At 67.6% G+C, this 22,829-nt stretch carries 20 protein-coding genes; 8 read left to right on the forward strand and 12 right to left on the reverse strand.

What is annotated here, in order from left to right:
• Positions 1 to 54 precede the first annotated feature (54 nt).
• Positions 55 to 546 carry an Lrp/AsnC family transcriptional regulator gene (locus HWX55_RS23870; protein WP_175977521.1) on the forward strand — a complete coding sequence of 164 codons (492 nt, stop codon included), beginning with the start codon at positions 55 to 57 and terminating at the stop codon, positions 544 to 546.
• Between the two features lie 25 nt (positions 547 to 571).
• Here HWX55_RS23870 and panB read toward each other — a convergent pair whose 3' ends face one another.
• Positions 572 to 1,426: a 3-methyl-2-oxobutanoate hydroxymethyltransferase gene (panB, locus tag HWX55_RS23875; protein WP_175977522.1), complete on the reverse strand. Its 855-nt coding sequence runs from the start codon at positions 1,424 to 1,426 to the stop codon at positions 572 to 574.
• A 77-nt stretch (positions 1,427 to 1,503) separates the two neighbouring features.
• On the opposite strand from panB, the gene HWX55_RS23880 reads away from it, so the two are divergent.
• Entirely contained in the window at positions 1,504 to 2,322 is an 819-nt protein-coding gene (locus HWX55_RS23880) for a helix-turn-helix transcriptional regulator (RefSeq protein ID WP_175977523.1), read from the forward strand.
• A gap of 13 nt (positions 2,323 to 2,335) precedes the next feature.
• Here HWX55_RS23880 and HWX55_RS23885 read toward each other — a convergent pair whose 3' ends face one another.
• Positions 2,336 to 2,869, reverse strand: coding sequence for a methylated-DNA--[protein]-cysteine S-methyltransferase (locus HWX55_RS23885; protein WP_175977524.1), 534 nt, complete (start codon positions 2,867 to 2,869; stop codon positions 2,336 to 2,338).
• The gene (locus HWX55_RS23890) at positions 2,866 to 4,338 is read right to left on the reverse strand and encodes an AlkA N-terminal domain-containing protein (protein WP_175977525.1); all 1,473 of its coding nucleotides are present in this window, start codon (positions 4,336 to 4,338) and stop codon (positions 2,866 to 2,868) included. The genes HWX55_RS23885 and HWX55_RS23890 overlap by 4 nt, the downstream gene beginning before the upstream one ends.
• Positions 4,339 to 4,661: 323 nt before the next feature.
• Between HWX55_RS23890 and HWX55_RS23895 the strand changes: the two genes are divergently transcribed.
• Entirely contained in the window at positions 4,662 to 5,954 is a 1,293-nt protein-coding gene (locus HWX55_RS23895) for an MFS transporter (protein ID WP_175977526.1), read from the forward strand.
• 86 nt (positions 5,955 to 6,040) lie between these two features.
• Here the strand turns inward: HWX55_RS23895 and HWX55_RS23900 are convergent, their stop codons facing one another.
• The gene (locus HWX55_RS23900) at positions 6,041 to 7,144 is read right to left on the reverse strand and encodes a LacI family DNA-binding transcriptional regulator (RefSeq protein ID WP_175977527.1); all 1,104 of its coding nucleotides are present in this window, start codon (positions 7,142 to 7,144) and stop codon (positions 6,041 to 6,043) included.
• A gap of 71 nt (positions 7,145 to 7,215) precedes the next feature.
• Here HWX55_RS23900 and HWX55_RS23905 point away from each other — a divergent pair, with 71 nt between their 5' ends.
• Positions 7,216 to 8,052, forward strand: coding sequence for an NAD(P)-dependent oxidoreductase (locus HWX55_RS23905; protein ID WP_175977528.1), 837 nt, complete (start codon positions 7,216 to 7,218; stop codon positions 8,050 to 8,052).
• Between the two features lie 28 nt (positions 8,053 to 8,080).
• Here the strand turns inward: HWX55_RS23905 and HWX55_RS23910 are convergent, their stop codons facing one another.
• Both HWX55_RS23910 and HWX55_RS23915 read right to left on the reverse strand, forming a co-directional pair.
• Positions 8,081 to 8,401, reverse strand: a complete 321-nt coding sequence (locus tag HWX55_RS23910; protein ID WP_175977529.1) for a DUF1330 domain-containing protein — start codon at positions 8,399 to 8,401, stop codon at positions 8,081 to 8,083.
• Positions 8,402 to 8,556: 155 nt separating this feature from the next.
• Positions 8,557 to 9,015: a MerR family transcriptional regulator gene (locus HWX55_RS23915; RefSeq protein ID WP_175977530.1), complete on the reverse strand. Its 459-nt coding sequence runs from the start codon at positions 9,013 to 9,015 to the stop codon at positions 8,557 to 8,559.
• Positions 9,016 to 9,093: 78 nt separating this feature from the next.
• Here HWX55_RS23915 and HWX55_RS23920 point away from each other — a divergent pair, with 78 nt between their 5' ends.
• Positions 9,094 to 10,326 carry an NADH:flavin oxidoreductase/NADH oxidase family protein gene (locus HWX55_RS23920; RefSeq protein ID WP_175977531.1) on the forward strand — a complete coding sequence of 411 codons (1,233 nt, stop codon included), beginning with the start codon at positions 9,094 to 9,096 and terminating at the stop codon, positions 10,324 to 10,326.
• A gap of 82 nt (positions 10,327 to 10,408) precedes the next feature.
• Here the strand turns inward: HWX55_RS23920 and HWX55_RS23925 are convergent, their stop codons facing one another.
• The 4 genes from HWX55_RS23925 to HWX55_RS23940 form a co-directional block, all read right to left on the reverse strand.
• Complete coding sequence (locus tag HWX55_RS23925; protein ID WP_175977532.1) at positions 10,409 to 12,532, reverse strand: TonB-dependent receptor; 2,124 nt, start codon at positions 12,530 to 12,532, stop codon at positions 10,409 to 10,411.
• Positions 12,533 to 12,572: 40 nt separating this feature from the next.
• A complete protein-coding gene (locus HWX55_RS23930) occupies positions 12,573 to 14,042 on the reverse strand; it encodes a PepSY domain-containing protein (RefSeq protein ID WP_175977533.1) in 1,470 nt (489 codons plus the stop codon).
• A 242-nt stretch (positions 14,043 to 14,284) separates the two neighbouring features.
• A complete protein-coding gene (locus HWX55_RS23935) occupies positions 14,285 to 14,770 on the reverse strand; it encodes a hypothetical protein (protein ID WP_175977534.1) in 486 nt (161 codons plus the stop codon).
• Positions 14,771 to 14,892: 122 nt separating this feature from the next.
• Positions 14,893 to 15,216, reverse strand: a complete 324-nt coding sequence (locus HWX55_RS23940; protein WP_050018102.1) for a hypothetical protein — start codon at positions 15,214 to 15,216, stop codon at positions 14,893 to 14,895.
• A 589-nt stretch (positions 15,217 to 15,805) separates the two neighbouring features.
• Between HWX55_RS23940 and HWX55_RS23945 the strand changes: the two genes are divergently transcribed.
• Positions 15,806 to 16,438, forward strand: coding sequence for a LysE family translocator (locus tag HWX55_RS23945; protein ID WP_175977535.1), 633 nt, complete (start codon positions 15,806 to 15,808; stop codon positions 16,436 to 16,438).
• A gap of 74 nt (positions 16,439 to 16,512) precedes the next feature.
• Here the strand turns inward: HWX55_RS23945 and HWX55_RS23950 are convergent, their stop codons facing one another.
• Positions 16,513 to 18,141 carry an NADP-dependent glyceraldehyde-3-phosphate dehydrogenase gene (locus HWX55_RS23950; RefSeq protein WP_175977536.1) on the reverse strand — a complete coding sequence of 543 codons (1,629 nt, stop codon included), beginning with the start codon at positions 18,139 to 18,141 and terminating at the stop codon, positions 16,513 to 16,515.
• Positions 18,142 to 18,957: 816 nt separating this feature from the next.
• On the opposite strand from HWX55_RS23950, the gene HWX55_RS23955 reads away from it, so the two are divergent.
• Complete coding sequence (locus HWX55_RS23955; protein WP_050017282.1) at positions 18,958 to 21,087, forward strand: TonB-dependent siderophore receptor; 2,130 nt, start codon at positions 18,958 to 18,960, stop codon at positions 21,085 to 21,087.
• Positions 21,088 to 21,174: 87 nt separating this feature from the next.
• A complete protein-coding gene (locus tag HWX55_RS23960) occupies positions 21,175 to 21,636 on the forward strand; it encodes a hypothetical protein (protein ID WP_175977537.1) in 462 nt (153 codons plus the stop codon).
• Between the two features lie 19 nt (positions 21,637 to 21,655).
• On the opposite strand, the gene HWX55_RS23965 is transcribed toward HWX55_RS23960, so the two are convergent.
• Positions 21,656 to 22,612 (reverse strand): LysR family transcriptional regulator, encoded by a 957-nt coding sequence (locus HWX55_RS23965; protein ID WP_175977538.1) that lies wholly within the window; start codon positions 22,610 to 22,612, stop codon positions 21,656 to 21,658.
• Positions 22,613 to 22,829 lie beyond the last annotated feature (217 nt).

Genomic DNA, 22,829 nt, shown 5'->3' on the forward strand with positions numbered 1-22,829 from the left:
GATCGTCTATCATATTGAAATTAAATTTCACTCTCTGCCCGGAAGGAGTGCCCGATGGCCGGCATCACCCTCGACGATCTCGACCTGCGCATCCTCGCGATCCTGCAGGACGACGCGTCGGTATCGAACCTGCAACTCGCCGAGCGCGCGCTATCGTCGCCGCCCACCTGCATGCGGCGCGTGCGCCGGCTGACGGAGGCTGGCGTGATCCGTCGGCAGGTCGCGGTGCTCGATCCGGTCGCGATCGGCACGGGCGTCACCGCGCTGATCGAAATCAGCCTCGACCGGCAGACGGCCGAAGACTACGAGGCGTTCGAAGCGTACGTGTGCGCGGAGCCGGCCGTCACGCAGTGCTATCGCGTGTCGCCGGGGCCCGATTTCGTCGTGATCGCCGATCTCGCCGACGTCGCCGAATACGACGAATTCGCGCGGCGGCTGTTCACCGGCGCATCGAACGTCCGCAACGTGCGGACGTTTTTCTCGACGCATCGCGCGAAATTCGAAGCGAACGCGCGGGTTGCGCATGCGATGCGCAAGCGCACATAACGCGAGGTAACCGCGCCGTTCGTCATCACGCGGCAGTGGCCGCGTCCGCCAGTTGCAGCGGCTTGCCGTATCCGAAGCAATGCGCGGGCTCGGGAAACACGCGCTGCCGCACGTCGTGCGCGTACTGACGGATCGCGTCGCGCATCACCGCATTCGCATCCGCGTAACGCTTCACGAAGCGCGGCGTGTACGCATCGAACGCGCCGATCATGTCCTCGGTCACGAGCACCTGCCCATCGCAGGCCGGCGATGCGCCGATGCCGATCGTCGGGATCGTCAGCGTCTCGGTCAGGTGGCGCGCGAGCGCTTCGGCGGTGCCTTCGATGACGACACTGAATGCGCCGGCCCGCTCGGCCGCGCACGCGGCGTCGAACACCTGCGCGGCCGAACGCGGGTCCATGCCCTGCGCGCGGAAGCCGCCCGTCGCGTTGGCCTGCTGCGGCATGAGGCCGACATGCGCCATCACCGGAATGCCGCGATCGGTCAGGAAGCGGATCGTGTCGGTCATCTCGCAGCCGCCTTCGAGCTTCACGGCCTGTGCGCCGGTTTCGGCGAGCGGCCGCGCGGCGGAGCGATAGGCTTGCGCGGGCGATTCCTGGAACGTCGAGAACGGCAGGTCGACGACGACGCACGCCTGCGCGGCGCCGCGCACGACGGCCGCACCGTGTGCAATCATCATGTCGAGCGTGACGCGCAGCGTATCGGGCATCCCGTACAGCACCATGCCGACGGAGTCGCCGACGATGATCACGTCGGCCACGTCGTCGACGAGTTTCGCCATCGGCGCGGAATATGCGGTCAGCGACACGAGGCTGCCGATGCCTTTGGTCGAGCGGATCGCGGTGACGGTCTTGCGGGTGATGCGGGTATGAGCGCTCATGGGCGGAAGCCGTGTGAAAAAGGAGCCGCCACGGTAGCATCGCGCTCGTTCGTGCAATGACCTTCGGAGGACGTCTTATGTTGCTGGCGGGACAACCCGGCGACCCTTACGCAGTGCCGCCGATGGCGCGCCTGCCGAGGCCGCTGTACGTGCGTGCGTTCGGCATTCCCCGCAACGTGAGCGTCGACGCGCACAGTCATCCGTGGGCTCAGCTGATGTATGCGACGAGCGGCGTGCTCGAGGTGACGACACCGTCGAGCCGGCAACTGCTGCCGCCGCACTATGCGATGTGGATTCCGCCGCACGTGCCGCATGCGGTGTCGACGCGCGATTGCGTCGCGTTCCACAGCCTGTATCTCGACGAGGCCATCGCGCGCAGCGACGTGAACGACGATTGCACGATCCTGTGCATGACGCCGCTGCTGCGCGAACTGGTGCTCGCGACCGGCGAGTTGCCGGTGAACTACGACGAGACAGGGCCCGACGGTGCGCTCGTGTGCCTGATCGCGGACCGGATCGCCCGCATGCAGCCGGCGCCGCTCACGGTGCCGTTGCCGCGCGATCCGCGCCTGCTGAAAATCGCCCGCGCGTTGCATGCGGCGCCGGGCGATACGCGCAGTCTCGACGAATGGGGCCATCAGGTCGGCGCGACGCGGCGCACGCTGTCGCGGCTGTTCCGGCAGGACACGGGGCTGTCGTTCACCGAATGGCGCCAGGCCGTGCGGCTGCTCGCGTCGCTGCCGCTGCTCGATGCGGGCGCGCCGATCGGCACGGTGGCCGCGCAACTGGGTTACGACTCGACGTCGTCCTTCATCGCGCTGTTCCAGGCGAAATTCCACGTGACGCCCGGCGTGTATGCGAAGCGTGAAGCGCGCCGGCCGGTGTTGAGCGCGTGATGAACGTCGGCAATCAGAACGCGAGCGCCCGCTGCATCGGTTGATACGCGCCGCGTGAAAACCCCGCGCCTTCGAGCGACAACAGCGCACGCTTGCGGTCGATGCCGCCCGCATAACCGGTCAGGCTGCCTGACGCGCCGACCACGCGATGGCACGGCACGATGATCGATACCGGATTGCGGCCGACCGCGCCGCCCACCGCGCGCGCGCCGCTCATCGGCAATCCGACGCGCTCGGTGATGTCGCCGTACGACACGAGCTCGCCGAACGGAATCGCAAGCAGTTCCTTCCACACGCGTTGCTGAAACGCGGTGCCGCGCAGGTGGATCGGCACCGAGAACGTGTCGCGCGCTCCGGCGAAGTACTCGGCGATTTCTTCCGCGACCCGCCGTGCGACCGGCGACCTGGCGAGCGCGTCCGCTTCGCGCACGATCGCCACCGACGGAAAGTATTTCTGGCCGACGAAGTACAGGCCGGTCAGCGCATCGTCCTCGATGCGCACGGCGATGTCGCCCAGCGGGCTCGGAATCAGGTGAGCGGGAGTCATCGCGACAGATCTCCATGAAGGCGCCACCCATGCAGGGCGGCATACGCGCGCCACGGCGCCCAGCGCGCCGCCGCGTGCGGTGCGGAGGACGGCCCGCGCGCGAGTCCGGTGCGAGCGGGCAGCCACGCGTCGTCGGCCGGGAACGCGTTCGGCCAGGCCATCGCGCGCATCGCGACGTACTGCACAGCGCGTTCGTCGAAGCCGGGCAGCGTGCGCAGCGCGGCGAGCGTCGCGTCGAGCGGCGCCATCGGTTCGAGCGCGAGCGTGCCGTCGTCGACGGCGCGGGCGACGGACACGATCGCGCGCGCCGTGTCGCGTTCGATGCCGATCGTTTCGAGGGCCGAAGGCGGCAGCGCGGCCAGCGTCGCGGCGCAAGGCAGTGCATGCGTGAGGCCCGGCGGCGCGCCGTCGACCGCCGTGCCGAAGCGTTCCGCGAGGCGTGCCAGCGACGGCGTATCCGCCTGCGCCGACGCAAGCTGCTCGCCGACGATCGCACGGATCGCGATCTCGGGACCGTCGAACGCACCGGGCACGCGCAGGCCCGGCGAGCCGGTTGCGAGATCGCCGAGATGCGCATCGATCACGTCGGGGCGGCTGTCGAGATCGAACAGCCGGCGCACGCGTGCGAGCACGGCCGGCACGACCGGCGTCAGTGCGGGCGACACGGTGACGGCCAGCGCGAAGCGTTGCGGCAGGTGCGCGACGGACAGCCAGCCGGTCACGCGGCGGCCGTCGTTCCGGTCGGGCAGGTCGACGATGCGTGCATAACGCTGCGCGTCGATCCGCTCGACGCCGTCGATCTGCCGCTGCGCGAGAAAACGCATCAGGTCGGCCCACGCGAACGGCGGCCGGTACGGCAGCGGAAAGGTCATGTCGCCGTCGGCCGCTGCACCGGCCCCCTTGCGCAGCCGCAGCGGATTGAGGCCGTAGCGCTGGCGGAACAGGTCGTTGAAGCGCCGCACGCTGCCGAAGCCGGCCGTCGACGCGACGACGGCCACGGGCAGCGCGGTATCGGTCAGCAGCCGCTTGGCCATCAATAGCCGCTGCGTCTGCGCGAACTCGACGGGCGACACGCCGAACTGCGCGCCGAAGATCCGCCGCAGATGGCGTTCAGTCACGCCGACGCGCCGCGCGAGCGCATCGACGGAATGCGCGTTCAGGAAACCGTCGTCGATCAGCGTTGCGGCCGCGTTGGCGAGATTGCCGGACAGGTCGAGCAGCCCGTGGCCGGGCGCGAGCTCGGGGCGGCAGCGCATGCAGGGCCGGAAGCCGGCTTTCTCGGCGGCCGCGGCGCTCGGGTAGTAGCTGCAGTTTTGCGCCTTCGGCGGCTTCACCGGGCAGACGGGGCGGCAGTACACACCGGTCGTCGCGACGCCGACGAAGAACCCGCCGTCGAAGCGGCGGTTCCGCGAAAGCAGGGCGTCGTAGCAGGTGTCGGGATCGAGGCGCATGCGACGACTGTAAACCATCCTCGCGGTCGATTCTGGCTGGAATCGGACATGTGTCTCGGCGCCCGCGTGCCCGCCGTGCCGCGGCGGGAAAATCAGGGGAAAAACGGTTAATGCCACTCTGCGAAACAGTCGTCTCTTTTGCCGCGACCAATTTGAGATGACTCATCGAAATCCCCGACTGACACGGCACCGGCACACGGCCTATCCTTTGAAAAACGTTTTCCAGATGGATTGGTGAAAAGGGCCCGTGCGTCAGCGCGCGGGCCGTTCGCCCCGGCGCCGGTCGCCGGTCAACGAACTTCGTGCGGCGCGACGGGCGCGACCGCGCATCGGAGACATTCATGCCTTCTGCCGTCGTCGGCGCAGTGCGCGTGGCCGCCAGCCGCTACCGCTGGACCGTCTGTGCACTGCTGTTTTTCGCGACCGTCATCAACTACATGGATCGGCAGATCCTCGGCCTGCTCGCGCCGATGCTGCAGCACGACATCGGCTGGAGCCAGGTGCAGTACGGCCGCATCGTGATGGCGTTTTCGGCGTTCTATGCGCTGGGCCTGCTGGGCTTCGGGCGCATCGTCGACTGGCTCGGCACGCGCGTGTCGTACGCGGTCGCGATGCTGGTATGGAGCATCGCCGCGATGCTGCACGCGGCGGTCGGCTCGGTGGCGGGCTTCGCGGCCGTGCGCGCGCTGCTCGGGATCGGCGAGGGCGGCAACTTCCCGGCCGCGATCAAGACGACGGCCGAATGGTTCCCGCGCCGCGAACGCGCGCTTGCCACCGGCATCTTCAACTCCGGCGCGAACATTGGCGCGGTGTTCGCGCCGGCGATCATCCCGGCGATCGCGGTGGCCTACGGCTGGCGCGCGGCATTCGTGATCATCGGCGCGATCGGCATCGTGTGGCTCGCGGTGTGGCTGGTGATGTATCGCACGGCCGACACGCGCGCGCTCGCCGCGGAATACGACGAACCGCGCGACGAAGCCGAAGCGCTCGACGCGGCGAACGCGAACGCCGGCGCGCCGCGCTGGGGCGAACTGATCCGCAAGCGCGAGACGTGGGCCTTCCTGGTCGGCAAGTTCCTGACCGATCCGGTGTGGTGGTTCTACCTGTTCTGGCTGCCGAAGTGGCTGAACGAGTCGCGCGGGATGGACATGCAGCACATCGGTTTGCCGCTCGTCTGCATCTATGCGCTGACGACGGTCGGCAGCATCGGCGGCGGCTGGTTGTCGTCGATGCTGCTGCGGGCGGGCTGGAGCGTGAACCGGGCGCGCAAGACGGCGATGCTGATCTGCGCGTGCTGCGTGCTGCCGATCGCGTTCGTGTCGCAGGTGCAGAGCCTGTGGATCGCAGTGCTGATCGTCGGCCTCGCCGCGGCCGCGCACCAGGGCTGGTCGGCGAACCTGTTCACGACCGCGTCCGACCTGTTCCCGCGCCGTGCGGTCGCGTCGGTGGTCGGCATCGGCGGGATGGCCGGCTCGATTGGCGGCGTGCTGTTCTCGGAAGTGATCGGCCAGGTGCTGCAGCGCACCGGCCACTACTGGGTGCTGTTCGCGATCGGCGCGTCGGCCTACCTGATCGCGCTGGCCGTGATGCACGTGCTCACGCCGAAGATGAAGCCCGCGAAACTCGATGCGTGATCGCGTATCGGCAAGCCGATACAGTGGACAACGCCGCCCTCGGGGCGGCGTTTTTCGTTCGGGGGACGTGACGCGTCGCGATCGCGTCAGCCGGCCGAGGCCGTCGACGCGCGCATGATCAGCCGCGGCTCGAACGTCGAATAGCTCGCGTCGGTGCGCCCGGCGAGCGCGTCGATCAGCTTCTGCATCGCGAGCTCGCCCATGTTCTCGCTCTGGATGTCGACGGTCGTCAGCGCGGGCGCCGCGTATTCGCCGTACGGCACGTTGTCGATGCCGGCCACCGACACGTCCTGCGGCAGCCGGAAGCCGAGCGACGCGGCTTCCTTCATGAAGCCGAGCGCGATCAGGTCGTTGTAGCAGATCACGGCCTGCGGGCGCTGCGGCCCGAGCATCACGCGGGAGCACGCGCGCTCGCCGGCCTCGGCGGTCGGCGCGTGCGCGTCGTGCACGTCGAGCGTGAGCCCCGCTTCGGCGAGGCAGTCGCGCGCGCCCTGGATCCGTTCGTCGTTCACGCGCGCGGTGCCGAAGCCGAGATACGCGATGCGCGTATGGCCGAGATTGAGCAGGTGGCGCGCGAGCATGTAGGTCGACAGCCGGTTGTCGATGCCGACGCTCGGAATCGGCAGGCCGGGGCTGCGGCGCAGCAGCACGAGCGGCTTGTTGAGGTCGAGCATCCAGCCGGCTTCGTCGTCGGGCATCCGCGTGCTGACGATCAGCCCGTCGACGCGCTGCGCGAGCGCCTCGATCAGCGAGCGTTCGCGGGCCTGGCTCTCTTCGGTATCGACGAGCAGCAGCGTGTAGTCGTGCTGCAGCGCGACGCGGTTCGCGCCTTTCACGACGTTCGTGAAGTGCGGGTTGCTGATATCGAGGATCACGAGGCCGATGGTGCGCGTGCGGCCGGTGATCATCGAGCGCGCGAGCGGGTTCGACCGGTAGCCGAGCCGCTCGATCGCCTCCTTCAGCCGTGCCTCGACGGTCGGCGAGAAGCGCTGCGTGCCGTTCACGTACTTCGATACCGTCGCGACCGACACACCGGCTTCCGCGGCCACGTCGCGGATCGTCGAGGAAACTTTTTTCATGCGAAGGGTAACGTTTTCGTTCGATAACGCCCGATTGTGGCAGAAAAAGCCGGCGCGCAGATCGCAGTCGATATCGGGAAAGTGCGGATGGCTGCGAGCGGGTTCGACCATTGACGCTCGGTGTCGCGTCCGCGTATAGTTGGAAAACGTTTTCCGTCTTAGGCCAGATCCAAGGAGATTCGATGAACGCCTCATCCCCCGCCGCGCGCAAACCCTTCGGCCGCCTGCTGCTGACGGGCGCGGCCGGCAACCTCGGCCGCCAGTTGCGCGGCGCGCTCGCCGACTGGGCCGACGTCGTGCGCGTCAGCGACATCGCGACGCTCGGCGACGCGGCCGCGCATGAAGAGCTCCGCGTGGTCGACCTGGCCGACCGGCCGGCCGTGATGGCGCTCGTCGACGGCGTGGACGCGATCGTCCACCTCGGCGGCATTTCGGTCGATGCGCCGTTCGACGATCTGGTCGGCGCGAACATCACCGGCACGTACAACCTGTACGAAGCCGCGCGCAAGCACGGCGTGAAGCGCGTCGTGTTCGCGAGCTCGAACCATGCGATCGGTTTTCATCCGGTCACCGAAGTGCTCGACGCCGACGCGCCGCTGCGTCCCGACAGCCTGTACGGCGTGACGAAGTGCTTCGGCGAATCGCTGTCGCGCTACTACTTCGACCGCTTCGGGATCGAGACGGTGTGCCTGCGGATCGGGTCGTCGTTCGAGGTGCCGAAGAATCCGCGGATGCTCGTCACGTTCCTCAGCTATCGCGACTTCATCGAGCTCGTGCGCTGCTCGCTGCTGACGAACCGCGTCGGGCACGCGATCGTCTACGGCGCATCGGACAACCCGGTGAAGTGGTGGGACAACACGAAGGTCGGCTTCCTCGGCTTCCGCCCGCGCGACAGCTCCGAGCAGTTCGCCGGGCTGTTCCCGGTCACGGCGCCGACCGCCGAGTACGACGATCCCGCGCAGCGGTTCCAGGGCGGCGGGTTCGTCGTCGGCGAGCCGATGGAGCGGAAGGCGTCGTAAGCGTCGGCGGCGTTGCCTGCATCAAGATTCAACGCAGAATGTCGGTCGCCTTGTGCCGCTCGTCGACGCCGTCGATGAGGATCAACGGGCCGCTCGCGTGCCGTGCGCGCAGCGGCTGGATCTGCTGGTACGCATCGGATTCATACCATTTACGCGCGGTGTCGAGATCGGGAAACGCGATCGCGATCAGGTCGCCGCGCCACACGCCTTCGCGCACTTCGGGTCGTGCGCCGTGAATCACGAAATGGCCGTCGTACGGCGCGAGCGTGCCGTCGATCCGTTCGAGGTACTCGACGATGTCGTCGCACATGTCGACGTCATGCAGGTGGGCGATGGCGTAGGCGGTCATGGCAGGCTCCTTGGCGGGATGCGGTTCGAGAGTCGATGGAGCCATGATCGCGGCGCGGGCGGCGCGCGTCGATTACCTGCGACGTAAGCAAATCGCGACTACCGCATCGCATCTCGTGCTTCATGCGGCGGCGCGCAATCCCGCAGCGCAAACCATCACGCCCGCTTACGCGCCGGCCGCACCACGGGCGCAGGCTCCAGCGGCTCGGCGGCCTGCTCGCACAGCCGGTCGAGCATTCGCTGCGCGGCGCCCGCGCAATCCTCGCCCGCGGGCTTGTTCTCGATCTCGTGGATCAGCGTTTCCAGATGCTGCCGGTTCTGCGCGAGACGCCGTTCGAGCAGCGCGATTTCGTCGACCTTGTGCCGCAGCGCGACCAGCAGTTGATCGTGCGGCCATGCGCCGAGATTCGGCGGCAGCACCGCGCGGATTTCGTCGAGCGAGAAGCCCGCGCACTGCGCGCGGTCGATGATCGCGAGCCGCGTCAACGCTTCCGGCCCGTATTCCCGATAGCCGTTCGCCTGCCGGCGGGCCGGCTCGAGCAGGCCGCTCGCCTCGTAGAAGCGGATGCGCGACGCCGCGAGGCCGCTCGCCTTCGCCAGTTCGCCGATTTTCATGGTGGGCTCCAAAAGCGCTTGACCTTAAAGTTGACTTTAAAGTTATCGTGGGCCATCGTCAATCGAGGATCTGCCACCATGAATCTGTTTGCGCCCCTCACACTGCCCAACGGGGCGGTGATTCCGAACCGTCTGGCCAAGGCCGCGATGGAAGAAAACATGGCCGATGCGGACCACGCGCCGTCCGACGCGTTGCTGCGCCTGTACCAGGCGTGGGCCGACGGTCAGGTCGGGCTGATCCTGACCGGCAACGTGATGGTGGACGGTCGCGCGATGACGGGGCCGAACGGCGTCGTGCTCGAAAGCGACGCGCATCTCGACCGATTCCGTCGTTGGGCACAGATCGCGCGCTCGGGCGGCGCGCACGTATGGATGCAGATCAATCACCCGGGGCGGCAGATGCAGGCGGCGCTCGGCCAGACGACGCTCGCGCCGTCGGCCGTGCCGCTCGCGCTCGGCGCGCTGTCGAAGCAGTTTCCGGTACCGAAGGAAATGACGGCAGCCGATATCGCCGACGTGCAGCAGCGCTTCGTGCGCGCCGCGCAGCTCGCGGAGCAAAGCGGTTTCACCGGCGTGCAGGTGCACGCGGCGCACGGCTATCTGCTGAGCCAGTTCCTGTCGCCGCTGACGAACCGCCGACAGGATCAATGGGGCGGCAGCATCGAGAATCGCGCACGTCTGCTGCTCGATATCGCGAAGGCGGTGCGCGCGGCGGTGTCGCCGGCATTCGTCGTCGCGGTGAAGCTGAACTCCGCCGATTTCCAGCGCGGCGGTTTCAGCGCGGACGACGCGAAGCGCGTGGTCGAACTGCTGAATCCGCTCGGCGTCGATCTCGTCGAACTGTCGGGCGGCAGCTATGAAGTGCCGGCGATGCAGGGCGAGGCGCGCGACGGGCGCACGCTGGCGCGCGAAGCGTATTTCCTCGAATTCGCGCGCGACATCACGGCCGTCGCGCGGATGCCGCTGATGGTTACGGGCGGCATCCGGCGCCGCGCGGTGGCCGAGCAGGTGGTGGACAGCGGCGTGGCGATGGTCGGCATCGCGACCGCGCTGTCGATCGACCCGAACCTGCCGCGCGACTGGCGCGCCGGCAAGGACAGCGCGCCGGTGCTGCAGCCGATCCGCTGGAAGAACAAGGCGCTGGGCGCGCTGGCGAACATGGCCGTCGTCAAGTTCCAGCTCACGCGATTGAGCGAAGGGCGCCGCACGCACCCGCAGGTGTCGCCGCTGCGTGCGCTGGTGCGGCAGCAACTGGCCGCGCAATGCCAGACGCGGCGCTACCGGAAGTGGATGGCGGGCCCGCGTGCGTGACGGGCGCGGGCGGGCCGGCAGCGGCGCGACCGGACACTGACCGGCCCGCCGCCGCGCACCCGTTGCGCGCCGGCGCGCCGCATCAGAACCGGTAGTTCGCCAGCACCTCGAACCGCCGGTCGTTGCCGAGCAGATACTGCGTTTCGTTGTAGTACGCGGACTGCACGTAGCGGCGATTGAACACGTTGTACGCGCGGGCGGTGATCGTCGTGTCCTTGCGCGGCTTCCATGCGAGGCCGAGATCGACGGTCGTGTACGACGGCATCACGAGCTGGTTCGCGGTATCGGCGAACCGCTTGCCGACGTATTTCACGCCTGCGATACCCGTCCAGTCTCGCGCAAAGCGCCAGCTCACCCACAGGTTTGCGAGCCGCTGCGGCACCGACACCGGCACGTTGCCCGCGCGCGACACGGCCGTGCCGCCGGACGATTGCTGGAAATCGTCGTATTTCGCGCGCAGGATCGACACGTTCGCATCGACGCGCCAGTCCTTCGCGATCTCCGCGCCGACCGTCGCCTCGAGCCCGCGCGACGACTGCTGGCCGACCTGGATCGACTGATTCGGGTTCATCGGGTCGGCCGTCAGCAGGTTGCGCTTCACGATCTGGTACGCGGCGAGCGTCCATTCCGCCTTGCCGTCGAGGAACGACTGCTTCACGCCGATCTCGATCTGCCGGCCGGTCGCGAGCGTGAAGTTCGCCTTCGACGCATTCAGCGACAGCAGCGAGCTGACCGGATCGGCCGCGACCGAATACTGGCCGTACACGGCGAGGCCGGGCTGCACGTCGTACACGGTGCCGATGCGCCAGCCGGTGTTCGCGAACACCTTCGTGAACGCGCCGCCGTTCACGAGATCGTCGCGGTTCACGCTCGCATGGTCGTAGCGCAGCCCGCCGATCACCGACCAGCGCGGCGTGATCTCGAGCCGGTTCTCCGCGAACAGCGCGTACTGGTTCGACTGGCTGCGGTACTTCGGAAACGTGCCGGCCGTATTGATGAAGCTGCCCGGATCGAAGTCGAACGGATCGACCGTCGACGTGCCCGCATACGGCGAGTTGTTGTCGTGCTGGAACGTCGTGTGGTTGAACTCGACGCCCGCCGAAAACGTGTTGCGCATGCCGAACAGCGCGCCGCCGACGGTGGCCGTCGTCACGTTGCCGTATTGCTCCTGGTCGTGAAAGATCTCGGTGTAGCTGCTGCGCCGCACTTGCGCGCTCGACGGCAGGTATGTGTAGTACTCCGCATCCTTCCAGTGACGGTTGCTCTTCATCCGGTAGAGCGTGCTCGTCACGTTCAGGCTGTCGCTCGGCTGCCAGTTCGCCGAGACGGTGGCCCAGCTGTCGCGGAGCGCGATGTCGGCGTCGCCGACGTTGTAGTTCTTTTTGTCGAGCGCGCGATTGCGCGCACCGTTGACGAGCGGCACGCCGAAGTACTGCATCGGATGCATGAAGCCCTGCGCGTACGACGCCGTCACGAACAGGTCGGGCGTCACGTCGTAGCGCAGCGCGCCGGAGACCGACAGGTTGCGCGAATTGCCTCGATCGACCCAGTTCGACGATCGGTTGCCGCTGATGTCGAAGCGGTACGACAGCCTGTCGTTGATCGCGCCGCCGCTGCCGAACGCGGCCCGCGCGGTGCCTTCGGTGCCGCCGCCGACCTGCAGCTCGTTGCGGATCGGCGTGCGCGTGGGCTTCTTCGGGACGATGTTGACCACGCCGCCGATCGCGCCTTCGCCATAGATCACCGACGCGGGGCCGCGCAGCACGTCGATATGGTCGACCGACCACGTGTCGAACGGGAACGTGACGCCGATCGCGCCGTACGGGCGCACGCCGTCGTAGAGCTGCGTGACCGACGACGCGCCGACGAAGCCGCGCGCGGCGAGCTCCGAGTTGCCGTTGCCCGGATGCGGCGACGCGCTGATGCCGGCGGCGCGGCTCACGGCGTCGATGATCGAACGGTCGCCGCGCGTGTCGAGTGTCGCGCGGCTGATCTGCTCGACGCTCGCGGGCGTTTCGAGGGGCAACAGCCCGAGATGGCTGCCGGTGTCGAGCGGTTGCGTCAGCGCGGGCGCCTTCTGCGCGTCGACGCGAATCGGTGCGAGCGTGGCGCCGCTGCCGTCGACGCCGTTTTCCTGTGCGTGTGCGTGCCCGGCCGGCGACAGCGCCGCGAGCACGGCAGCAGGCAGCATCAATCTGAACTTCATCGTTTCGGTTTCCTTCGAATGGGGGAAGCGCTTGCGTTCATTACGCCGCGGCGCGTGCCGCGCGGCCGAACAGCAGCCGGTCGAGCAACCAGACCGCGACGATCGTCAGCCCCATCAACGGGAACACGATGCCGAGCAGCACGAGCCCGGCGATCCAGCCGCGCATCGGCGGCGCGCCGCGTTCGCGCGACGGTGCGCCCAGCGTCCGGGCCGGGCGGCGCTTCCACCACATCACGGTGCCCGTGACGGCCATCGCGGCCAGCCCGAGCGACAGCACCGCGCAGAGGATCTGGTTCGCGAGCCCGAAATAACGGCCCATGTGCAGCGACGTGCCGTACGACACTGCGCGCGATACCGCGCCGTAGTCGTCATAGCGGATGTCCTTCAGCACGGCGCCGCTGTACTGGTCGACGTAGATCGTGCGTTCCGCCTTCGGGTCGGCCGGAAAGTACGACGCGGTGAACACGCCGTCCGCGCCGGCCGGCAGCGCGAGCGTGTAGCCGCTCGTCACGCCGAGCCCGGCGACGATCGCGATCGCGCGGGCCAGCGGCAGCGGCGCGGGCGTCGGCGCGGACGGCGAATGCGGGACGGGCACGTTGCCGACCGCCCACGGCGTTTGCGGCAACGGCAGATCGTCCATTACCATCCCGGGCATCGATTCGTCCGATTCGTGGTGATGGCCGGACGGGGCGGCGGCCGGCGCACGCGCAGTGTCGGCCGTCGCGGCGGCGCCCGGGCGGGTCGAGCGCACCGACGCACCGCCCCACGCGCCTTCCGGCGCGCCGAGATTCACGGTCGCGGCGAGCGCCTTGAAGTTCTTGCCCCACGAGCCCGACCACGGCAGCCCGGACAGGATGAACGCGGTCGTGCCGGCCGCGAGCCAGATGCCGGCCGTCGCGTGAAGGCTCTTCCACAGCGGCCGGCCGCGCAGCGACAGGTCGGGCTGCAACGCGCGCCCGACGCGTGCCGCGCCGCGCGGCCACCACAGCGCGATGCCCGTGCCGATCATCACGAAAGTCCAGCAGGCGGCGAGTTCCATCAGCAACTCGCCGGTCTTGCCGAGCAGCAGCTTGCGATGCAGCATCCGGTCGACTTGCATGAAGCGGTTCTCGACGCTCAGCGTGCCGAGCACGCGGCCGTCGTACGGGTTCACGTACACGCTCTCGCGGCTGCCGTCACGCAGCCGGAAAACGTACTCGGCGCTGCGGTCCGGCGCGGCGGAGACTTGCACGGAAACCGGCGTTGCGCCGGCCGGCATCGCGGTGCGGGCGCGAGCGAGCAGCGTGTCGGCATCGAGCCGCGGCGTCGCGCGCGGTTCGACGACCAGCCGGTGGGGATACAGCAGCGGCTCGATCTGCGGCTGGAAGCAGTAGAGCGTGCCCGTGATCGCGAGGATCACGAGGAACGGCATCACGAACAGGCCGGCATAGAAATGCCAGCGCCAGAGCGTCCGGTAACCGGCGCTGGCGGAACGGGCGGGCGAGATGGCCCGATCGACGATGGTCGACATGGTGTGAATTCCTCGGGTGCGTCGAGCGGCGGGGCCGGTGCTGGCCGGCGGCCGTCAACGTGCGTCGCACCCGCGTGCGTGCGTCGGCGCGGCAGGCGGCGCGGCGCGCTGCGCAAACGGGGCGCAGGGCGGCGTCGCCGGCGCGAGGCAGGCATGCGGGTGAACGCGTGAATCAGGTCGGGCGAAACGAACGGCGTGAACGCGCATGCACGGCGACGTGCATGCGTCACAGGACGGAACGTTCAGCAGAACCGGGGAGGCGCGCGGGAGGGCGGGCGATCGTCGAATATCGATCGCACGAAAGGAGGGCTGTAGAAGTGAACACGGAAGCGCCGCGGCGCCGCTGCGGGAAACAGCAGCACCAGCAGCGCGAACGACGCGAGCGCGGTGAACAGTGCGGCGCCGAATGCGCACAGGCTGTCGCCGTCGCCGGAGGACGCGGGCTTGTCGGCGTGCGCGTCATGCTTGAGTGCATCGACGAGCGCGAGCGCATCGTTGGCCGGCGTGATCGGCGCGCTCGCGTCGAAGCGGGCGGCCAGTGCGGCGCCGGCGACGATCAGCGGGCCGCGGCCCGAACACAGCACCACCGAGCCCGCCTCCGGACCGTCCGGATCGAGCATCACGGCGCCCGACATCAGCGCGCGGGACAGCAGCGTCACGAGGAGCAACCCCCACAGCAACTGTCGTGCGACGCCTGGCCGGAGCAGGAAGCGGCGAAGTGCGTTCATGGCGCGCGATTGTACCGCCGTTTGCGCGCAGGAGCAGGCGGGCCGTGCGTGTGCGGAGGCGAATCGCGCCTGGCCGGCGTGGCCGCAAGGGACGTGCGCGGCCTCCGGTCCGTTGCGCCGGCTTACACCGGATACGCGTCGTCGACCTTCAGGTTCGCGAGCCGGAACAGCGTGCGCAGTGTCTGCGGATGAATGTCGCGATGCGCGGCGAGCGACGTCAGCATGAAGTCGAGCACCTTCGCGTAGCGGAGCAGCACAAGGCAGCGCGCGAGATCGGGCGTGCGGCCGCGCATGTCTTCGGCGAGCGTGACCATTTGCGTCGACAGCGTGTGCGCCATCTCGAGTTCCATCTGCTGTTTTTCGGTCCAGTCGGGCAGCGGCTGTTCGAGCACCTTCGCGAGGAAGAGTTGGAACGACGAATCGGACGAGTTGGGCTGCGCATCCATGGAGAGCCTCGTTGCGTGTGCATGTCGTACGGGCGGATCCGGGGAGCGCCCGAGGGTGAATTCATGTCCGCGCGGTAACGGGCGCGGCTTCTGCCCGAACGGAATGCAGATTCCGTACCAGCGCCGCCGCACGATTGTTGAGTAATGTTGAGCCGCGATCCGGCATCGCGCGGCGAGTCCCGTCGGGACTGGATCGCGCAGGCGATCGAGGAGCGTGTCTATCGGCTGCAGGCAGACGGTATCGGACGCCGGAAGCGGGGCGACGATGCGAAATGCTTCACGGATGTAACGTAACGCGGCATTGGGCGCGTCGCGCGTTTCTGCCGGCGAAAGGCCGCCACGGCGCGTGCCGGGCGGTTCGGCCACGCCCGTCGTGCATTCGCAGACGGGAAACGGCTGCATGGAGCGCGCGCCGCCGCATCGCGCGAACCGGCGGCGAATGCGCCAGTTGTTTCAAAACAGAGACGGTCCGGGCGTGGCGATTGGTTGCATGGCCACACAACTGGCCCAGCGAATTGGCGTGTAATTGTCCATGGGCAGACGGCGCAGGTTTGCCAACAATCTCCCGATCGTCTCCGCGAGGTTCGCCATGAGTGTCCACGCCTTCTTCTCCGCCAACCTGCTACTTGCCTACACCGCTTATTTCATCGGCACGGCCAGCCCCGGGCCGAGCAATCTCGCGATCATGTCGGTCGCCGCGAACCAGGGCCGCAAGGCGGCGTTCGCGTTCGCGCTCGGCGTAATGTCAGGGTCGATGTTCTGGGCGACGGTGGCGGCGCTCGGCGTCTCGGCCGCGCTGCTCGCGTGGTCGAAGCTGCTGGTCGCGATCAAGGTGTTCGGCGGGCTGTACCTGATGTGGCTCGCGTTCAAGTCGGCGCGCACGGCGTTGTCCGGCCCGCCGGCGGCAGCGGCGAACGCCGCGCGCGAGCAGCGGCTGTCGCGCTTCTACGTGCGCGGCGCGATGCTGCACCTGACCAATCCGAAGGCGATTCTCGTGTGGGTGTCGATCGTCGCGCTGTCGTCGAACGGCGCGGGCGGCGCGCACGGCGCCGTCGTGCCGGGCTGCCTCGCGATCGGCTGCCTGGTGTTCGGCGGCTATGCGCTGGTGTTCTCGATGGAGGGTGCGCGCCGGTTGTACGTGCGCGGGCGGCGCGCGATGGAAGCGTGTCTGGCCGTCGTGTTCGGGGTGGCGGGCGTTCGGCTGCTGGTGACGAACGTCTAGCCCGCGTGGAGCTTTGCCGAAAGCCTCCGCCGCACCGACGTGCGACGGAGGCGCCGGCATCGATCAAGCCCGCTTCAGAAAATGAAGCCCGTATTGATGAACTTCGAGTGGTGATCCGACACGATCGAATCGAGCAACTGCTTGCTGCTGTCGGTCTGCTTCGCCGCGACCATCGACCGGATCGAGAACGCGCGCAGCGCGTCGCTCACCGACAGCGTGCCTTCCGCCGAATCCTTGCGGCCCGCGAACGGGAACACGTCGGGCCCGCGCTGGCACTGGCAATTGATGTTCACGCGGCACACCTGGTTTACGAGCGGATCGACGAGCGCGCCGATCTGCGCCGGATCCGAACCGAAGATGCTCACCTGCTGGCCGTGCTCCGACGTCGTCACGTAGTCGAGCGCGGTGTCCACGTCGTCGAACGGCGCGACCGGGATGATCGGCCCGAACTGCTCCTCGCGGTACAGCTTCATCCCTTCGGACACCGGATACACGACGGCCGGGTAGAACAGCGTCTTGCTGAACTCGCCGCCCTGATGGTTGACGACCTGCGCGCCCTTCGCCCTCGCGTCGTCGATCGCGTCGGTCATGTACGCGGTGCGATGCATGCCGGGCAACGGCGTGATGCTGACGCCCTTTTCCCACGGCATGCCGATCTTCAGCTGTTCGAGCGCGGCGGTGAAGCGCTTCAGGAATTCGTCGACGATCGAGCGATGCACGAGCAGCATCTTCAACGCGGTACAGCGCTGGCCGTTGAACGACAGCGCGCCGAGCAGGCACTCCTTCACGGTGAGGTCGAGATCGGCGTCGGGCAGCACGATCGCCGCGTTCTTCGCGTCGAGGCCGAGGATCGCGCGCAGCCGGTGCGACTTCGGATGCTGCTTCTTCAGGTGATCGGCGACCTTGCTCGAGCCGATCAGCGCGAGCACGTTGATCTTGCCCGACGCGAGCATGTGCGGCACGACCACCGCGCCCGGCGCGTAGATCGTATTGATCACGCCCTTCGGGAACGCGTCGCGGAACGCTTCGAGCAGCGGCTCGAACAGCAGCGTGCCGTATTGCGGCGGCTTGAACACCACGGTATTGCCCATCAGCAGCGCGGGAATCAGCGTCGCGAAGGTTTCGTTCAGCGGATAGTTGTACGGGCCCATGCACAGCACGACGCCGAGCGGCGTGCGGCGGATCTGGCCGATCGTGCCTTCCGCGATCACGAAGCGCGAGTTCGCGTTGTCGAGCTCCTTCAGCGCGTCGATCGTCTGCGTCATGTACGTGACGGTGCGGTCGAACTCCTTCTGCGAATCGGCGAGGCTCTTGCCGATCTCCCACATGATCAGGTTCACGACGAGTTCGCGCTGCGCGACCATCCGCTTGATGAAGTCCTGCATGCACGCGATGCGCTGCTCGACCTTCATCGTCGGCCACTCGCCGCGGCCGGCGTCGTACGCGCGCACCGCGGCGTCGAGCGCCGCGTCGCTTTCCGTTTCGCCCATCACCGGGTAGCTGCCGATCTCGACCTGCTCGACGCTGCCATCCGCCTGCCGCACGCACACGGGCGACAGCACGGTCTTGGTCGCGCCGTCCCACGGTCGCAATTCGCCGTCGACGAGCGACACGCGCTGATGAATCGGCGAAGCCAGCCGGAATTCGGCGGGGATGTCCTGTAATGCGGGAAACAGGTGCTGCAGGGAGGCGGAATCGGGCATGACGGTCTCGTTTGACGGGGTGTCCGGGAAGGACGGGCGATGCGAATCCTGAACGGAATGATCCTCGATCCTGAATCGGCATCATGACGCGCACGCGACTGCGCGTCACGCACGAACATGGCCGATTCAACGAATGGAACCAGTTCCATTTAAAAGGAACGCCGCGACGAATGCAACACAGAGGGAGTCGTGTCGCAATTACCGTAAGCATTTGGAAAGACTGTTGCCGAATCGCCGTTATAACAGCTTGGGTGCAACCGCAAACGTTTTACTTCGGCAGAATTGAGCGGATAATGGCCCGACGCGGTGAGGAAAAAAATGCAGTGAACCTGAGAGCAGACGTAGTGAAGAACAGAAGAAGATCCGCCGCGCCGCCGATGCGAGGTCGGCTGCCCGGAGCGCCGGGCCGGGGTTGCCCGGTCCGGCGCACACCGGACTATTGAATCCGTCCCGCCTGCTTGTCCCTATCCTTCGCGATCCTTCCCAGCTTCTCCGTCGCCCTCCCGAATCTCGCCTTTTACCGATCGTTGCCGCATGAGGCGACTGATCCAATGCTTTCTTTTTCATTACGATTCGGGGCCGCCAAATGGCTTGAATAGAAAGGCATTCGTCAGGAATGCAGGGCGCGATAAGCGTTCACGTTGCGGGCAGGCGACACGATGAAAATTAATTAAAAACACGAATCATTCTCGTTTATTATTTCGCCGCATTACGGGCCGTGACGGGGCGTCACGGCTTTTTTCGTGCCGGTTGCGCCGGCCGGCAGCGATACGCGCCGGCCGTTCGCCGTTTTCTTCACCCCCTTCCACGTTCACGATGAAACTCAACACGAGCGCGTGCCATGCGCTTCTGATCGCCACGTCGCTGGCCGGCGCCCGCACTTCGTTTGCGCAGGCGGCCGACGCCGCGGCGACCCTGCCCGCGATTTCCGTCAACGCGGCCGCCGAGCATGCGTCGTACGACGGCGGCCATTCGCGCGCGGCGACCAAGACCGACATGTCGCTGATGGACGTGCCGCAGACCGTGAACGTCGTGCCGCACGCGGTGATCGAGGATCAGAACGCGACGTCGCTGCAGGATGCGTTGCGCAACGTGCCGGGCGTCGGCTTCTCGGTCGGCGACGGCCAGCGCGACCAGATCACGATCCGCGGCTTCAACAGCATCACGGACCAGTACGTCGACGGCATTCGCGACGATGCGCTGTACTACCGCGACCTGTCGAACGTCGATCGCGTGGAGGTGCTGAAGGGGCCGGCGGCCGTGCTGTACGGGCGCGGCTCGGCGGGCGGCATCGTGAATCGCGTGCTGAAGCGGCCGCAGGCGAACCCGGTGAACGACGTGGGCGTGACGCTCGGCACGCGCGGCGAGCGGCGCGGCGAATTCGACCTCGGCTGGAACCCGAACGACGCGGCGCGCTTCCGCATGACCGGCGCGGCCGAGAATTCGAACAGCTTCCGCGACCAGTTCCAGCTCAACCGGCAGGCGATCGCGCCGTCCGCGCAGTTCAAGCTCGACCGCGACACGGTGCTGAACGTCGAATTCGACTACCTGCACGACCGCCGCACGTCCGACCAGGGCGTGCCCGCGTATCGCGGCCGGCCGGTCGACGTGCCGATCAACACGTACTACGGGTCGGCCGACGGGGTGAACAGTTCGTACAACGACGTCTCCGCGAAAAGCGCGACGGTGTCGCTCGATCACCGCTTCAACGATTCGCTGTCGTTCCACGGCGCGATCCGCGCGTACGACTTCTCGCTCGAGCGGAAGAACTACGTGAACTACGAGCCGATCAAGACTGCCGCGCACCCGGTCGTCACGCTCGACCAGTCGACGCGCCAGCGTACCGATCACGGCATCGACGGGCTGTTCGAACTCACGCAGAAGACGTCGCTGTTCGGCATGCGCCACGAGCTGCTGTACGGGCTCGAGCTGTCGCAGCAGCAGAAGTTCGACACGATCTACAGCGTGACGAAGGTCGCGACCTATGATCTCTTCAATCCGCAGCCGGTCGTCCTGCCCGGCGTGCCGACCGGCACGCGTGCGAAGACGAACGCGTCGACCGTCGTCGGGCTCGCGGGCGTCTACGCGCAGGACCTGATCTCGTTGACCGAACACTGGAAGGTGCTCGCGGGCCTGCGCTTCGACTACCTGAACCAGATCCGCCACGACTACACGTCGTCGAACGTCAATCTCGACCGTACCGATCATGCGTGGAGCCCGCGCGTCGGGCTGATCTACGAACCGCTCGACTGGCTCACGCTGTACGGGTCGTTCAGCCAGTCGTTCTCGCCGCTGGCCGACACGCTGATCAGTTCCGGCGCGTTCTCGAACGGCGCCGCGCTCGCGCCGCAGAAGACCACCGCGTATGAAGTCGGCTCGCGCTTCGACCTCGGCGGCAAGGCGACGGCCAGCGTCGCGCTGTTCGACATGCGCCAGACCAACCAGCAGATCGGCGATCCGGCGAATCCCGGCTACGCGCTGCCGATCGGCACGCAGCACGTTCGCGGGATGGAGCTCGGCTTCACCGGCGAGATCGCGCCGAAGTGGTCGGTGTATGCGGGTTACGCGTACCTGAACGGCACGGTGGACGGTTCCGCGCAATCGACGGCGGCCGGCCTCGCGGTGTCGAGCAACACGCCGGGGCTGATGCCGCGCCACAGCGCGAACCTGTGGCTCAAGCGCGAGCTGCCGTACGGCTTCTATGCGGCGGCCGGCATGCAGTTCCAGTCGGCGCGCTATACGTCGGCGAGCGATCTCGTCACGCTGCCGTCGTTCACGGTGTTCAACCTGGGCGCCGGCTATCGCAGCAAGAAGGTCGACGTGACGCTCACGCTCGACAACCTGTTCAATCGCCGCTACTTCATCTCCGCGCACGGCAACGCGGACCTGTACAACATGCCCGGCGATCCGCGCACGCTGACCGCCACGGTGAAGTGGCACATGTAACGCACGCGGTGCGCGACAATGCGGGTCTTCGTCACGATGATCCGCGCCCGACTGCCCATGATCCGCCTCGCGATTGATGTGTCCAGCATGACCGACCGCGCCCGCGCGCTGCTTTTATCGTTGCTCGCATGCGGCCCGCTCGCGGCCGGGGCGCAGACGATCGCGGCGGATGCCGAGCCGGACTGCCATGCTGTACATGTCGACCGGACGATCACGCTGTCGGGGCGCTACGCGCTCGACTACGGCGACGAGTCGATCGGGTCGGACGTGTGGTTCGAAGAGGACGACGCATCGGCGCGGCGCTTGCCCGCCCGCTCGCAACGCGCGGGCGTGATCGTTTTCACGAACCGGCACGAGGCAACGCGCGGGCTGCGGCTGCCCGCCGCGCAGCCGCGCGGCGTGTGCCGGTTCGACGGCCGCGCGACGCTCGTGATCCGCGATCTGGAGACGGCGTGCCCCGGGCTGGAAACCCCCGATCGCGCGCGGCTGGTGAAGGTCGTGGCGGCCGACGTGCCGTCGCGACACGCATGCGCAGCCGCCGCGCGATGACGTCGGCGCGACGGCGCCGTTACTCGACGTCCTCGTCGTCTTCCTCATCTTCTGCATCGGCGTTGTGCGCATCGCGTTCCGGCGCCGCATACGCGCTCGCCTGTTCGAGCAGCCAGCTGCGGAACGATTCCAGCGGCTTGCTGTGGCTGAACTCGGTCGGATACACGAGGTAATACGCCGAATCGCCGACGGTTGCCGCATCGCACGGCACGACGAGGCCGAGCTGCTGCAACTGTTCCTCGACGAAGAACTTCGGCACGAGCGCGACGCCGAGCCCGGCCGCGGCCGCGCTGATCAGCATCGTATGCAGTTCGTAGCGCACGCCCTGCATCGTGCGGATGTCCTCGACGCCGTGCGTCTCGAACCACTGCGCCCACGCGCCGGGGCGCGTCGTCGAGTGCAGCAGCGGATACGCGAGCAGATCCTCGACGCGCTCGACCGGCCCGTTCAGCAGCGCGGGCGCGCAGATCGGCACCACTTCCTCGCCGAACAGGTAGTCGGACGACGTGCCGGGCCAGGTCGGCTTGCCGTAGTGGATCGCGGCTTCGAAGTGCGTGTCCTCGAACGAGAACAGGTCGGTGCGGCTGCCCATGTTCACGCGCACGTCCGGCGTGCGGTCGTAGAAGCTCTTGATGCGCGGAATCAGCCAGTGCGACGCGAAGGTCGGCAGCACCGCGAGTTCCAGGTAACCGCCGCCGCTGCCGTGCGCGATGATCGACAGCGTGTCGCGGTCGAGCGCTTCCAGCGCGCGCCGCACCTGCGTGCCGTACAGCTTGCCGGCGCGCGTCAGCACGACGCGCTGCTTCACGCGCGCGAACAGCCGCACGCCGAGGCTCGCCTCCAGCGTCGCGATCTGCCGCGACACCGCGCTTTCGGTCAGGAACAGCTCCTTGGCCGCGTGCGTGAAGCTCTCGTGGCGGGCGGCGGCTTCGAACGCCACCAGCGCGCCCATGTTGGGGATCTTGAATTTGCGCATGATGCTCGATTTGTCTGATGAACGGACCCGTGCGGCCCCGGGGTGAAGCGCCCGCGAGGAACGGCCGATAATTCCAAAAACTCATCACGTCTCAATTTAATCTCGCTTTACGCCCCGCTGCAACCCTTTGAATAATGCTTCCCGTGCAAGGTCAGGCGCCCGCGGGCGGCTGGCCGACGCGTGGCCGGCACGATTGCCGGCGGTCCCCGACACGAGA

Source organism: Burkholderia sp. BCC1047, assembly GCF_902833155.1.
In the GTDB taxonomy this organism is placed as follows: domain Bacteria; phylum Pseudomonadota; class Gammaproteobacteria; order Burkholderiales; family Burkholderiaceae; genus Burkholderia; species Burkholderia sola.